This window comes from Pontibacter arcticus, from assembly GCF_003284895.1.
GTDB classification, from domain to species: Bacteria; Bacteroidota; Bacteroidia; order Cytophagales; family Hymenobacteraceae; genus Pontibacter; species Pontibacter arcticus.
On record NZ_QMDV01000004.1, the window covers coordinates 488363 to 501137 of the forward strand.

Annotated in this window: 14 protein-coding genes; 3 read left to right on the top strand and 11 right to left on the bottom strand. The window is 45.7% G+C overall.

Translation table 11 applies throughout. The features are described 5' to 3' along the window. Positions 1 to 201: 201 nt before the first annotated feature. The 9 genes from mnmE to DP923_RS15005 all read right to left on the bottom strand — a co-directional run bounded on the left by mnmE (position 202) and on the right by DP923_RS15005 (position 9204). The gene (gene mnmE / locus DP923_RS14965) at positions 202 to 1581 is read right to left on the bottom strand and encodes a tRNA uridine-5-carboxymethylaminomethyl(34) synthesis GTPase MnmE (RefSeq protein ID WP_112306658.1); all 1380 of its coding nucleotides are present in this window, start codon (positions 1579 to 1581) and stop codon (positions 202 to 204) included. Between the two features lie 74 nt (positions 1582 to 1655). Continuing rightward, a complete protein-coding gene (locus tag DP923_RS14970) occupies positions 1656 to 2225 on the bottom strand; it encodes a thioredoxin family protein (protein WP_112306659.1) in 570 nt (189 codons plus the stop codon). A gap of 86 nt (positions 2226 to 2311) precedes the next feature. Then, the gene (locus DP923_RS14975; protein WP_112306660.1) at positions 2312 to 3184 is read right to left on the bottom strand and encodes a metal ABC transporter permease; all 873 of its coding nucleotides are present in this window, start codon (positions 3182 to 3184) and stop codon (positions 2312 to 2314) included. Between the two features lie 46 nt (positions 3185 to 3230). After that, positions 3231 to 4517 carry a metal ABC transporter permease gene (locus tag DP923_RS14980; RefSeq protein WP_112306661.1) on the bottom strand — a complete coding sequence of 429 codons (1287 nt, stop codon included), beginning with the start codon at positions 4515 to 4517 and terminating at the stop codon, positions 3231 to 3233. Then, entirely contained in the window at positions 4514 to 5311 is a 798-nt protein-coding gene (locus tag DP923_RS14985) for a metal ABC transporter ATP-binding protein (RefSeq protein WP_112306662.1), read from the bottom strand. Before DP923_RS14985 ends, DP923_RS14980 begins: the two co-directional genes overlap by 4 nt. Before the next feature lie 4 nt (positions 5312 to 5315). Beyond that, positions 5316 to 6233, bottom strand: a complete 918-nt coding sequence (locus tag DP923_RS14990) for a metal ABC transporter solute-binding protein, Zn/Mn family (RefSeq protein WP_112306663.1) — start codon at positions 6231 to 6233, stop codon at positions 5316 to 5318. Positions 6234 to 6244: 11 nt separating this feature from the next. After that, a complete protein-coding gene (locus DP923_RS14995) occupies positions 6245 to 6901 on the bottom strand; it encodes a metal-dependent transcriptional regulator (protein WP_112306664.1) in 657 nt (218 codons plus the stop codon). Positions 6902 to 6986: 85 nt separating this feature from the next. After that, on the bottom strand, positions 6987 to 7985 hold the full coding sequence (locus tag DP923_RS15000) for a 3-oxoacyl-ACP synthase III family protein (protein WP_112306665.1): 999 nt from the start codon (positions 7983 to 7985) through the stop codon (positions 6987 to 6989). 91 nt (positions 7986 to 8076) lie between these two features. After that, positions 8077 to 9204 (bottom strand): glycosyltransferase family protein, encoded by a 1128-nt coding sequence (locus DP923_RS15005; protein ID WP_112306666.1) that lies wholly within the window; start codon positions 9202 to 9204, stop codon positions 8077 to 8079. A gap of 49 nt (positions 9205 to 9253) precedes the next feature. Here DP923_RS15005 and DP923_RS15010 point away from each other — a divergent pair, with 49 nt between their 5' ends. Beyond that, entirely contained in the window at positions 9254 to 10066 is an 813-nt protein-coding gene (locus tag DP923_RS15010; RefSeq protein WP_112306667.1) for a 2,3,4,5-tetrahydropyridine-2,6-dicarboxylate N-succinyltransferase, read from the top strand. 169 nt (positions 10067 to 10235) lie between these two features. Here DP923_RS15010 and DP923_RS15015 read toward each other — a convergent pair whose 3' ends face one another. Further along, positions 10236 to 11129, bottom strand: a complete 894-nt coding sequence (locus DP923_RS15015) for a 3-hydroxyacyl-CoA dehydrogenase family protein (RefSeq protein WP_112306668.1) — start codon at positions 11127 to 11129, stop codon at positions 10236 to 10238. Positions 11130 to 11573: 444 nt separating this feature from the next. On the opposite strand from DP923_RS15015, the gene DP923_RS15020 reads away from it, so the two are divergent. After that, positions 11574 to 11726 carry a lmo0937 family membrane protein gene (locus DP923_RS15020; protein ID WP_112306669.1) on the top strand — a complete coding sequence of 51 codons (153 nt, stop codon included), beginning with the start codon at positions 11574 to 11576 and terminating at the stop codon, positions 11724 to 11726. A gap of 59 nt (positions 11727 to 11785) precedes the next feature. Then, positions 11786 to 11935, top strand: coding sequence for a lmo0937 family membrane protein (locus DP923_RS15025; protein ID WP_007660460.1), 150 nt, complete (start codon positions 11786 to 11788; stop codon positions 11933 to 11935). A 72-nt stretch (positions 11936 to 12007) separates the two neighbouring features. On the opposite strand, the gene DP923_RS15030 is transcribed toward DP923_RS15025, so the two are convergent. Then, on the bottom strand, positions 12008 to 12736 hold the full coding sequence (locus tag DP923_RS15030) for a hypothetical protein (protein WP_239021055.1): 729 nt from the start codon (positions 12734 to 12736) through the stop codon (positions 12008 to 12010). Positions 12737 to 12775 lie beyond the last annotated feature (39 nt).

Sequence of the window (12775 nt, forward strand, 5' to 3'; positions counted from 1 at the left end):
GGTGCAATATGTTGCAAGATTTCGCCATTTGAACGGGTTAAGGTACAAATCCAGCTAACGAGGTACAATTGAGGTACAAATATAATAGAAATATACGCATAATAGAATAGTAAAGCCAATTAAATTGGATAATAAAAAACCCTGTAAACGAGCTGTATACAGGGTTTTTATTAATTTATAGAATGGGTATGTTTTGATAGGTTACTTTCCGATGCAGAACTTGGTAAAAATATTATCCAATAAATCATCTGTTGTGATCTCTCCGGTGATTTCACCTAAGCTGTAAAGTGCGCGGCGGATATCGGCGGCTACCAAATCGCCGCTCATGCCCAGAGCGAGACCGTTGAGTACATCATCTAAGGCACTGTACGTTTTGTTCAGGCTGTCTACGTGGCGGAGGTTGGTAACGATGGTTTGTTGCTGCGTATTTAGTTTTCCGAGGTTAACCTTGTCCATCAATGCCTGTTTCAGCGCTTCCATATTGGCACCTTCGGCAGCCGAGATCTGTACCAGGTTTTCCATATTTCCGAAAGCGGAAAGCAGGGCAGCGGAAGCTTCGTCTATTTTATTGGCAACGGCCAGCAGCGGAAGTTTTTTCGGATTCAGTTCTTCAATTTCAGTTTGTACTTCCTCGGGCGAGCTGGTGGTGATATCGAACAGGTAAATGATCAGCGACGACTGGCTAAGCTTCTGGTGCGTGCGTTCCACACCGATTTTCTCTACTTTGTCTGTTGTTTCGCGGAGGCCGGCGGTATCAATAAAACGGAAAGTGATGCCGCCAATGTTAATCTCATCTTCAATAAAATCGCGGGTAGTGCCGGGCACATCCGATACAATAGCTTTTTCCTCGTTCAGGAGTTTGTTCAGCAGCGTAGATTTGCCGGCATTTGGTTTTCCTACGATCACGGTTGGTACACCGTTTTTGATCACATTGCCTAGTTCAAACGACTTCAGCAATTCCCGGATTATACTTTGAATGTTGAGAATAAGCGTACGTAACTGGTCGCGGTCGGCAAACTCCACATCTTCTTCGCCAAAGTCCAGTTCCAGTTCGATCATCGAAGCAAAGTGCACCAGTTCGGCCCGCAGGCGCTTTATTTCTTGCGAAAAACCACCGCGCATCTGCTTAATGGCCACTTCATGCGAAAGAGCAGAATCAGAAGCGATCAGGTCGGCTACGGCTTCAGCTTGCGCCAGGTCAAACTGGCCGTTCAGGAAAGCGCGTTTCGTAAACTCACCGGCATTGGCCAGTCGCGCTCCTTTTTTCAGGAACAACTGCATCAGCTGCTGCACAATAAAATCAGAACCGTGGCACGATACTTCCACCACATTTTCGCGGGTATAAGAATGCGGCGCTACAAACAACGACACCAGCACTTCGTCCAGCACTTTTTCTCCGTCGCGGATAGTACCAAAATGTATGGTATGGCTGGCTTGGTTTAACAGGTTCTTACCGGCAAAAACAGCATTGGTAATGCTGATGGCTTCAGGGCCCGAAAGGCGAATAACGGCAATAGCGCCGGTGCCGGGAGCGGTAGCTACAGCTGCAATGGTATCGTTCGAAAAAGTATGGTTAATCAAAATAAAGTCGCTTAAGGAACAGGCAAAAGTACGAAAAAGTATGAATCTGGAAGCGCACTTAGCAGCACAGCCTACTACTTCAGCGTTTTTTCGTACTGCTGCCAGTCCATGGTTTTGTGGTGGTTGTCGCCGAAATATTTCAGAATATTGGAGAAAGCCTTTGCATCCAGATAGCCCGGAACCGGAGTCAGCATATTAAATTTTTCGTCCAAGTAAACCGTCGTCGGAAAGCTCATTTGCCCTTGCAGCAACGCAACAGCCAGTTCGTGTGCTTTGTATTCCGGGTTATATTTGTAAGTATGGCCATTTAACGTGATCGGCTCTTTGCCTTCGGCATCCAGTTTTACAGCGTAGTAATTCTTGTTTACATAGGCGGCTACTTCGGCATCAGAAAAAGTGCTTTTATCCATTTTCTTGCACCAGCCACACCAATCGGTATACACATCAATAAAAACTTTTTTAGGGTTTGATTTGATTTTCTGGGCAGCTTCTTCCATCGTGATCCACTTAATCTTTTCGGCTGGCTTCTTATCAGAAAGTATGGCATGAGCAGATGAAATGCTTGTTTCCGGAGAGATAAACGCGAAAGCGGAAAGTGCAGAAGCAAGTGAAAGTATAAAAAGTAAGTATGGCTTACGAAACATGTTGTTTTCTTTTGTAAAGTATAAATGCTGCTATTATCTGGATGGAAACAACGCGGGTAAAGTATAAATTCCGGCTTAGGTTATCCTTATACCGGTTGCAGGGTGCGGCGCTTCAAAAGCAAACCACGCTGCGGCGAAAAGCAAAGTGCCAAAATAAACTCGACACCTGTAACGGTGGCGATAGCACCGGCAATAGAACCATCCAGCCACACCGCCAGGTAATAACCTGAAAACGAAGCGATTACACCAAGTATAACCGAAAGTATAAGCATCGTTTTAAAGTTATCGGTCAGTAAATAAGCTGTAGCCGGCGGACCAACGATAAAAGCCACTACCAATATCGCACCTACCGACTCGAACGATGCCACCGTAGTAAGTGAAACGGCCGTCATGAGTAAATAGTACCACAACGATGTGGAAATGCCAATAGCAGCTGCATAAGCCGGATCAAAAGCGGTCAGGAACAGTTCTTTGTAACCGATAACGATAAACGAAAGTATAAGCAGCGTAACAACTCCCAGCGTCCAGATGGTGCGTGGGCCGTAACTAAGGCCATTGTCGGTTAGCCATAGGTCGAGCGGCACGTACGCAATTTCGCCATACAGCACACAATCCTGGTCGAGGTCTACTTGTCCGGCAAAAACGGAAATCAGGATAATACCGATTGCAAATAAAGAAGTAAAAGTTACACCAATAGCTGCATCAGCCTGCACACGCGCATAGCGATGAAAAAACTCGATCAGGAAGGTGGTGAGCACGCCCAGCAAGCCTGCCCCGATCAGCATCGGAACCGTATCACGGGAACCGCTCAAAAGAAAAGCGATCACAATGCCAGGCAGCACTGCATGTGAGATTGCATCGCCCACCATGGCCATCCTTCTAAGTATCAGGTAGCACCCCAGCAAGCTACAGCAGGTAGCTACCAACGAACCAGTCAATATGATCCAGAATGCATTCACAGGTTAAAGGTTTTATTGTTTAATAAATAACTCGTAACTCAGAACTCTAAAGTGGTATTTTAGACTGATGCGGATCGAGTGCCGGGTAATTCAGTTCTTCCATCAGTTTTTCTTCCAGTTCGGGTGTGATGATGTGTTCGATTGTTTCTGCGTCTTCGTGTACGTGGTCGGAGGGGAGTTCTAAGTATTGCGTTAAGTATAATTCCCAAAGCCGGTGTAGCCTCACTACGCGTCTTCCCCGAATCCGGCCTTCTTCTGTTAGCAGCCAGCCGTTTTGCTGTTTACTTACAAAACCTTCGCATTGAAGTTTTTTTAAGCCTTTCAGGATGCTATTCTGGGGTAGATGGCGGCGTTGCATCAGCTCGGTTATACTTTGTGCATCTGTAAAATTCTCCTTCAGCTCGCCCACCTGGTAGAGTAACTTAAGAATATTTTCGTCGAGGATGCGGGAACGGTTGCGGCGCTGGCGAATGATCCGGGATACCCAGCCACGGCCGGGTGCAAACGCAAACGAAAGTATAGCGATCAGGGAAATGATCAATACGATCCAGGGACCGGTGGGCATGGAAGGCGCCGTGTAGGAAACAAAAGCTCCCGCCAACCCCGAAAATGCACCCATCACAGCAGCTATCAAAAGCATAACCGGTAATTTCTCTGTCCAGAAGCGAGCCGCAGCAGCCGGAGTGATCAGCATGGCCGCCATTAATACAACCCCAACCGCCTGTATGCCCACTACCACCGCAAACACTGTAAGCGTGGTTAAGAGCAGTTCCAATGCCCTCACCGGAAACCCGATGGTACGCGCATAAGCCTGATCGAAACACAGCAGCATTAATTCTTTATAAAAAACGATAGTAGCCACTAAAAGAAGCACAGCCACCACACTGAAAACAATGAGGTCTTCGCCGACCAGCGAGGCTGCTTTTCCAAATAAAAACTTATCGAGTCCGCTTTGCGCTGCGTTGCCCGAATGCTGGATGGATGTAAGTAAAAGTATACCGATCCCGAAGAAAACGGAAAGTACCAGGCCAATGGCCGTATCTTCTTTAATGCGGGTACGGGCCGTAATAAAATCAATAACAACGAGCGAAAACCAACCGGTAATAAAAGCGCCCAGCAAAAGTATGAAAGGGTTTTTTGTGCCCGAAAGTATAAATGCCAGGCAAACGCCCGGCAGCACGGCATGGGCCACGGCATCGCCTACCAGCGCCCTTTTGCGGAGCAGGCTAAAGCAACCCACTACCGCCGAACTGCTCGCCAGCAAAATGGAGCCAATCGTAACAAAGCGTACATTGGCATCAGCAAACGAAAAGAATTCCAGGAACTCGTTCATTTTACCTGTTTTTCGCGTGATGGTATTTCTTGTTTGCGGAGCAGATCGCCTACTTTAGTCAGTACGGTTAGTTTGCCGCCATAGGTTTTTTCGAGCAGTTCCTGTGTCAGTACCTGGTTGGTTGGCCCGGATGCTACCAGGCGCATATTCAGTAGTACAATCCAGTCAAAGTATTCTACTGCAGATTGCAGATCATGATGTACCACAACCACCGTTTTGCCTTGTTCGCGCATAATTCGGAGAAGTTCGATAATGGCCATTTCCGTAGCGATATCAACGCCGGCAAACGGCTCATCCATGAAGTAGATATCAGCGTTCTGTGCCAGTGCCCTTGCCAGGAAAACGCGTTGTTGCTGCCCTCCCGAAAGCTGTGAAATCTGGCGGTTGGCAAATGATTGCATGCCTACTTTTTCGAGTGCCAGCATGGCTGCTTCCTTGTCGGCTTTACCGGGACGCTTAAACAAACCCATACTTCCGTAGCGGCCCATCAGTACCACATCAAAGGCAGAGGCCGGAAAATCCCAGTCTACCGATTCGCGTTGCGGTACATAGCTTATCTTTTTACGGACTTCCTTGATTTCTTTATCGAAGATGCGCACGTAGCCGCTGCTGGTTGGCAGAAGATCCATGATGGCTTTCACCAGGGTAGATTTTCCGGCACCGTTCGGACCGATCACGCCCACCAAAGCACCGGCGGGCAATGTTAAGTCTACGCCCCAGAGCACAGGTTTCCGATCATAACTTACCGTCAGGTCATGTACTTCTACTACCGGATTCTCAACATGTATAATCATAGATCTACTTTAAAGCTGCTACTATAATGCGGACATTATACTTTACCATACCGATGTAAGTGCCTTCGGGTGTGCCGGCTGCGCCCAGTGCATCGGCATACAATGTACCGCCGGTTTTAACAATGTGGCCTTTCTGGCGGCTGCCTTCCTGTACTGCTTCGATGGCTTTCGGGGATACCGAGGACTCTACAAACACCGCTTTTATTTTGTTTGCTACAATGTAATTTACCAGCGATGATACATCCTGCAGTCCGAATTCCGAAACTGTGGAAATACCCTGCAGGCCGCGCACTTTTATTTTATAAGCATCACCAAAATAACCGAAGGCATCATGGGCTGTTATTAAGATGCGTTGCTGAACCGGTATCGCTGCTATTTCAGTTTTTACCAGGCTATCCAGTTGCGTGAGCTGCTGTAAGTATAAAGTTGTATTTTGTTTATAAAGCGCAGCGTTGGCAGGGTCTTTCTTTTGGAGTTCTTCGCTGAGGTGCTGTACGACCAGTTGCCAGAGCGCTACATCAAACCAGATATGCGGGTCGTGGTTCTGGGAGCCATCGCCAAGCTGCCTGAGTTGGTTTTCAGGAATGTTTTCGGTGGCGGCTACAACGGTTTTAAGCCGGCTGAGTTTTTCGAGTACTTCGCCCATTTTGCCTTCCAAATGCAGGCCATTGTAAACGATTACATCTGCCTCAGTCAGCTTATTCAGGTCGCCTTGTGTAGCTTTGTAGAGGTGCGGATCAACGCCGCTGCCCATCACGGCTTCCACATCGGCGGCATCGCCTGTAATGTTTTTGACAGCATCCGCCAAAATGCCGGTAGTGGTAATTACCTGCATGCGCTCCCCGGGTTTTACGGGTCCTTTGTCTACAACCTGGGTGCAGGCCGAAAGAAGTATAAACAGAAAGAGGAGCAGGGTTTTCATAGTATAACGGCTTAAGCCGACAGGAAAATGTTTCTGGAAGCTTCGCTGGAGAGCACCATACTTTTGGTTTCGTTCAGCATAATTTCCATGGAGTTATCGTACGCAATTTTATCCAGCACCTGTATGGAACTGCCCAGACCAATGCCCATTTTATCGAGGTACTGCAGAAAAAGCGGCTGCGAATCGTTTACGCCAACCACACGCCCAACAGTGCCAACTTCCAACTCGGCCAGCAGCTTTTGTTTTTTCTGTTTCATCTGGCCGCTTTCGGAAGGAATCGGGTCGCCGTGCGGATCGAACTGCGGAAAAGCCAGAAACTCATCCAGGCGCTTTACCAGCAATTCAGAAGTAATATGTTCGAGTTCTTCGGCTACTTCGTGTACTTCGTCCCAGCTGAATTTCAGTTTATCTACCAGGAAAACTTCCCAAAGCCGGTGCTTCCGGATGATCTGCAAAGCAATGCGCTCGCCTTCTTCTGTAAGCGAGACACCTTTATACTTTACATAATTGGCAATGCCCTTTGTGCCGAGTTTCCGGAGCATATCTGTTACAGAGGCGGCTTTGGTGTTCAGCGCTTCGGCAATGGCATTGGTATTTACTTCCTGCGTACTGTTAACCGACAGTTTGTAAATGGCTTTAATGTAATTTTCTTCGGTATGGCTATGCACGTTAGATAATTAAGAATTATGAATTACGAATTAAGAATGAGATCCTAATTCGTAATTCATAATTGTAAATTCGGAATTCAAAAACCTACCAGCGGATTAAGGCAGAAGCCCAGGTAAACCCACTGCCAAATGCGGCCAGGCAAACCAGATCGCCTTCTTTAATGCGGCCTTCCTGTACGGCTTCGCTCAGCGCAATCGGAATAGAGGCTGCAGTGGTATTGCCATACTTTTGAATATTACTGAAAACATTCTCAGCAGGCAGGCCCATTTTCTGTTGTATAAAAGAGGTAATGCGCAGGTTTGCCTGGTGCGGAATCAGCATGTTGATATCCGAAGACTGGTACCCGTTTTTGTTCAGGGCTTCTTCAATCACTTCCGGGAAACGGGTAACAGCGTGCTTAAATACCACATTACCGTTCATGTAAGGATATACGCTGCCATCGTCGATCATCTCGTGGGTCAGGCGGTCTTTTTTATTTGAGTTAGGTGCCGTTACAGCCAGTTCTTCGGCAAACTCGCCATCGGCATGCAGGTGCGTGGAAAGTATACCGGAGTTGTTATCGGCAGCAGGTGTTAAAACAACCGCGCCGGCGCCGTCTCCGAAAATAACCGAAACCCCACGGCCACGATCCGAGAAATCCAATCCGCTGGAGTGTATCTCAGAACCCACCACCAGAATGTTATTATACATGCCTGTTTTTATGAACTGATCAGCTACCGAAAGGGCATATACAAAGCCAGAGCATTGGTTACGGATATCCAAAGCCGGAATCTCTTTCAGGCCCAGTTCGCGCTGCAACAATACACCGGAGCCTGGGAAAAGGTAATCCGGGCTAAGTGTAGCAAACACGATCATATCCAGGTCAGTGGCTTGCAAACCAGCCATTTCCAGGGCCTTGCGCGAAGCATTGGCAGCCATATTGGCGGTAGTATCTTTGCCTTCCTCAAAATAACGACGCTCCTGTATACCCGTTCTTTCCCTGATCCACTCATCAGTGGTATCCATCAACTTCTCCAGGTCTTTATTTGTAACTACATTATCAGGAACGTAGTGGCCGGTACCGGCAATTTTAGAATTACGCATAGTATTTAGCTATTTATAGATTTCAAATATACTGATTATCGTGAGATTTAGATTTGCCTAAAAATATTTTTTTCAAAGATATCGTTTGATTTCAGTTGATTAAATTTGAGATCAACGGTACTAATTTCTGCTCTTCGGATTTCCAGAATACGTCATCCGGAATCCCATACTGATAAAAAAGCTGCTGTTGCAACTGATTTAAAACTCCGGCAGCACCTGCAGTGGCAAAATCTATACTTATACCCGCCTTATACTGCTTTACCAGTTGGTTCCAGAACGGATTTTCCTGTATTAAGATAGGTAAACCATGCGCTGCATACTCAAATAACTTGGTTGGGATGCATCGGAACGTACTTTCGTTGGGCTGGTAGGGGAGCAGGCCGAGGTTACATTGCTGTATTTGCGCAAGTATAAGTTGGTGTGGTACAGGTTCAGAACCGCCTATCAGTTTAATGTAAGGCTTGTTTTTTGTTGCCTGAAGTACACGCTGCCAGGTTGTTGCTTTTGCGCAATAACCAATAATGGTGAGCGTGATATCGGGTTGCTGTTGATAGAATTTTTCTGCCCATATTATCGCTTCGAAAATGCCATACTCTGCTGCAATAGTGCCCGCATATAAAAGCTGTAAGGGTGTGTTTCGCAATGAAACCGGCAGTTGCCTTTGCTGTAAAGTATAAACCGCTTTATACTTGTTTTCAAGGATCGTATAGTTGTTGGGCTTCAGAAAAGGAAGTTCATCTGCATAACTGCGCTCTGCCAGAAAATAATGATCTATACTTTTGGCCAGCAGCTTTTCCATACTTCGAACGCCAAACGCAAGTATACTTTTTAAAACCGGCGGATAATTTTGCTGGGCTTTCAGGTTGAGGGCGTAATTTTCCTGTACATCATACACCAGTTTGCAGCTATACTTCCTTTTGTAAAGTGCAGCCGGCAGCAGAAGCTCGTGGGTACAAACGATGATCAGATCAGGCTTTAGTTGCCTTAATAACCTGTAAAATTGCTGCTGCGCTGTTATCCTACCAAAACTGAGGCGCCTGAATCTGAAAACAGGATGAAAAAATACAGCAGAATTCTCGGGAATAAAGTCTGTATGAAAACCGCATATATGCACTTCTGTGCCTGGTAACTGGCTCAGCGACAGCCCGATCTTTTCGAACATGCGGGTGTCGGTAACCGGTTTGAGGAGTGAAGCAAGCAGGATTCTCTTTTCAGACATTGGTTAAATTTAATACTTTTGCCTGATCATATACAAACCCAACCCAGACATGGAACTTAAACAAATAATAGAGCAGGCGTGGGAAGACCGCAATCTGTTAAAAGAAAATACAACTGTAGACGCAATTCGCGCTGTAATCGAAGACCTTGATAAAGGCAGAATACGTGTAGCCGAACCGGTAGGAGATGAGTGGCAGGTAAATGAGTGGGTGAAGAAAGCCGTACTTTTATACTTCCCGATCCAGCAGATGCAGACCATAGAAGTTGGCCCGTTCGAGTTTCATGATAAGATGAGCCTGAAAAATAACTATGCAGCCCTTGGCGTGCGTGTGGTGCCTCATGCTGTGGCCCGTTACGGTGCTTACCTGGCAAGTGGCGTGATCATGATGCCTTCTTATGTAAACATTGGCGCTTACGTGGATTCGGGAACGATGGTAGATACGTGGGCAACAGTTGGTAGCTGCGCACAGGTTGGCAAAAACGTACACCTGAGTGGGGGCGTTGGTTTAGGCGGTGTGCTGGAGCCGGTTCAGGCTGCTCCGGTTATCATCGAAGATGGCGCTTTTATTGGCTCCAGAAGTATACTGGTAGAAGGTTGCCGCATTGGTAAAGAAGCCGTAATCGGGGCTGGCGTTACCATAACCGGAAGCTCCAGAATTATTGATGTAACCGGTTCTGTGCCAAAAGAGTACCGTGGCATCGTACCGGCGCGTTCGGTAGTAATTCCGGGTTCGTATACCAAGAAATTTCCGGCAGGCGATTTTCAGGTGCCATGTGCCCTTATCATTGGCCAGCGCAAGGAAAGCACTGATTTAAAGACTTCTTTAAACGATGTACTCCGCGACCATGCGGTAGCTGTTTAATTGCTAATTGTTGGTTGTTGAATTGCTAATCATCAGTTGTTTTCAGTGACTGAATTTAAACCAAGTATAAACAAAAGCGCCTTTACCAGCTAGCTGGTAAAGGCGCTTTTGTTTTAGATAAGCTGCTATTAAACTAGATTTTAGCAAGCAACAATTCAACAATCAACAATTAATTTTTCTTGAAACGGTCGGCTACGATCAGTTCTTTTGTGCCATGCGACCACGAATAGAAACCCTGACCAGACTTGATGCCTTTGTGGCCGGCCTGCACCATATTTACCAATAATGGGCAAGGCGCATACTTTGGATTTCCGAACCCGTCATGCAGCACGCGAAGTATGGAAAGGCAAACATCCAGGCCAATAAAATCTGCCAGTTGCAAAGGCCCCATCGGGTGCGCCATTCCTAATTTCATGATCGTATCGATCTCTTCAACACCGGCAACGCCCTCGTATAAACTGTAAATAGCCTCATTTATCATCGGCATTAAAATGCGGTTGGCCACAAAACCAGGATAATCGTTGCACTCGGTAGGCACCTTGCCCAGCTGTTTTGATATCTCCATGATCTGCGTAGTCACCTCATCCGAAGTAGAGTAGCCACGGATAATTTCCACCAACTTCATAACCGGAACCGGATTCATAAAGTGCATCCCGATCACTTTATCCGGGCGGTCTGTAACCGAAGCAATTTTGGTGATAGAGATGGAAGAAGTGTTGGAAGCAAGTATAGCTTCCGGTTTGGCAAAGCTGCTCAGGTCGCGGAAAATCTTCAGTTTCAGGTCCACGTTTTCGGTGGCTGCTTCTACTACAAGGTCGGCTTCCTGCACACCTTCCTGCATGCTGGTAAAGGTGGTAATATTTGTTAAGGTCTGTTGTTTCTGATCTTCGGTAATGGCGCCTTTTGCTACAATGCGATCCAGGTTTTTAGCGATGGTGCCAAGTGCTTTCTGCAAAGCTTCTTCTGAAATATCAATAAGGGAAACCGAAAAGCCATTCTGTGCAAAAACGTGGGCAATTCCGTTGCCCATGGTGCCGGAGCCGATAACTGCAACTTTTTTCATAGATGATCAAACTAAGTATGATGATAGTATAAATACAAAGCTAAGATAAAATCCAGAAATCAATGCCCGAATAAAAAGCGCTCTTAAAAGACTTCAACTTTGCAGATATTTTAGAAATGATTTAGTAAAAACAATTTTAACAACTTCATAAATATAAAAGTTAATTAAAATTTAAAAATATATCCATAGTATAAAAACAAACCAGCTGTATTTCAAGTATGTATGCCTATATTCTGATTCGGGTTTTTATCGGGAACAGGGGTTTAAAGAGATGTTTTATTTAAATCAAAGCTTTTTTTTAAATCTTTTAAATCGATATTCCGTTAGAAGCTACAACTTAAAAATACAAAAACGAAAAAGTAAGGTCGCTGAACCTGATGCTTGTTACAACACCCTTTTAAACTGTACACAGCAGGAAAGCACTTACAAAAAACAAAAACTACTATGGGAAATTTACTCTACATAATCGCCGTAATACTGGTCATCTTCTGGCTGATCGGATTTCTTGGATTTCCGGATGCGGTGGGCGGAATCATTCACGTATTACTGGTGATCGCTGTAATTGCTGTGCTGCTAAGACTTATTCGCAGGGCTTAACCTGATAAGATTTTTCACGTTACTTACTATTAACCTTACAAACTAAAACTGATAAAACTATGGGAAATTTATTGTATATAATCGCAGTTGTTCTTGTTATTTTTTGGCTGATTGGCTTTTTAGGCTTTCCTGATGCCGTAGGCGGACTAATACATATCTTATTAGTAATTGCTGTAATCGTGGTTCTGCTTCGATTGATAAGAGGATAACAAGTTATAAGACTATTCATAAAAAAGAAGGGCTGCCATACTTGGCAGCCCTTCTTTTTTATAATATTAATATTAGCGCTTAAACGGTAAATTAAAGCTTGCCCTGAAAACCGGATTACTGTATGGGTTAAGCCGGTCTTCGTTTACATTATAAAGCAGCAGTAGGTCAAAAGATGCCTTTTCGCCTATGCGCTGGCGGTAACCAATCCCTAGCATAGGCAGCGCAATAGATTTACGGCTCGTTTCATAAAAGCCGGCGTTAAATGCAGAAAGATATTCCAGGCTCAGCATCTCCACTTCGGCATGCAACAAAATAGCGCCATCGCCAATTTCAAACGTCTCTGCCTGCAGTAGTGCCCGGCCACCATAATTATTAAGGCTGATATCGCCTTCCCTGATAAAGTGGTACACACCACCAACCCCAATGCCTAACTTATCGGTTAACCTATAAGTAACTGTTGGCAGCAACGAGATGTTCGTATAAGTCCCGAACTGTAACCCGAAACTACCACCATAATATAGTTTATCAACGAACGTAGCATTTTCCTTTACTTCCCGGTTGTCTTCTTTACGGACGGTATCAGGTATAATTACCTGAGGCGGTGACACTATAACAGGCCTTTCTTTAACCGGTTGGGTTGGTTGCGGAGCAGGGGAGACCGGCACCGGCGGACCAGTAGGCAGCGAAGGTTTTTGATAAGTTGTATCTCTCGGTACGGTTTGCGCGGCAGCTTCCGGAGTTGCAAAAAGTATAAACAAAAGCGGCATTAAAAGTCCGGCGAGGCACGTGTGCTTTCCCATAACTACCTGTTTAAAGTATAAGCTTTGAAATTTTTAGGC

Excerpts from the sequence above, each read along its gene's own strand:
- DP923_RS15030 (WP_239021055.1), bottom strand. The coding sequence starts at position 12,736 with ATGGGAAAGCACACGTGCCTCGCCGGACTTTTAATGCCGCTTTTGTTT.
- DP923_RS15020 (WP_112306669.1), top strand. The coding sequence starts at position 11,574 with ATGGGAAATTTACTCTACATAATCGCCGTAATACTGGTCATCTTCTGG.
- DP923_RS15005 (WP_112306666.1), bottom strand. The coding sequence starts at position 9,204 with ATGTCTGAAAAGAGAATCCTGCTTGCTTCACTCCTCAAACCGGTTACC.
- DP923_RS14980 (WP_112306661.1), bottom strand. The coding sequence starts at position 4,517 with ATGAACGAGTTCCTGGAATTCTTTTCGTTTGCTGATGCCAATGTACGC.
- DP923_RS15025 (WP_007660460.1), top strand. The coding sequence starts at position 11,786 with ATGGGAAATTTATTGTATATAATCGCAGTTGTTCTTGTTATTTTTTGG.
- DP923_RS15015 (WP_112306668.1), bottom strand. The coding sequence starts at position 11,129 with ATGAAAAAAGTTGCAGTTATCGGCTCCGGCACCATGGGCAACGGAATT.
- DP923_RS14985 (WP_112306662.1), bottom strand. The coding sequence starts at position 5,311 with ATGATTATACATGTTGAGAATCCGGTAGTAGAAGTACATGACCTGACG.
- DP923_RS15010 (WP_112306667.1), top strand. The coding sequence starts at position 9,254 with ATGGAACTTAAACAAATAATAGAGCAGGCGTGGGAAGACCGCAATCTG.
- DP923_RS14970 (WP_112306659.1), bottom strand. The coding sequence starts at position 2,225 with ATGTTTCGTAAGCCATACTTACTTTTTATACTTTCACTTGCTTCTGCA.
- DP923_RS15000 (WP_112306665.1), bottom strand. The coding sequence starts at position 7,985 with ATGCGTAATTCTAAAATTGCCGGTACCGGCCACTACGTTCCTGATAAT.
- DP923_RS14990 (WP_112306663.1), bottom strand. The coding sequence starts at position 6,233 with ATGAAAACCCTGCTCCTCTTTCTGTTTATACTTCTTTCGGCCTGCACC.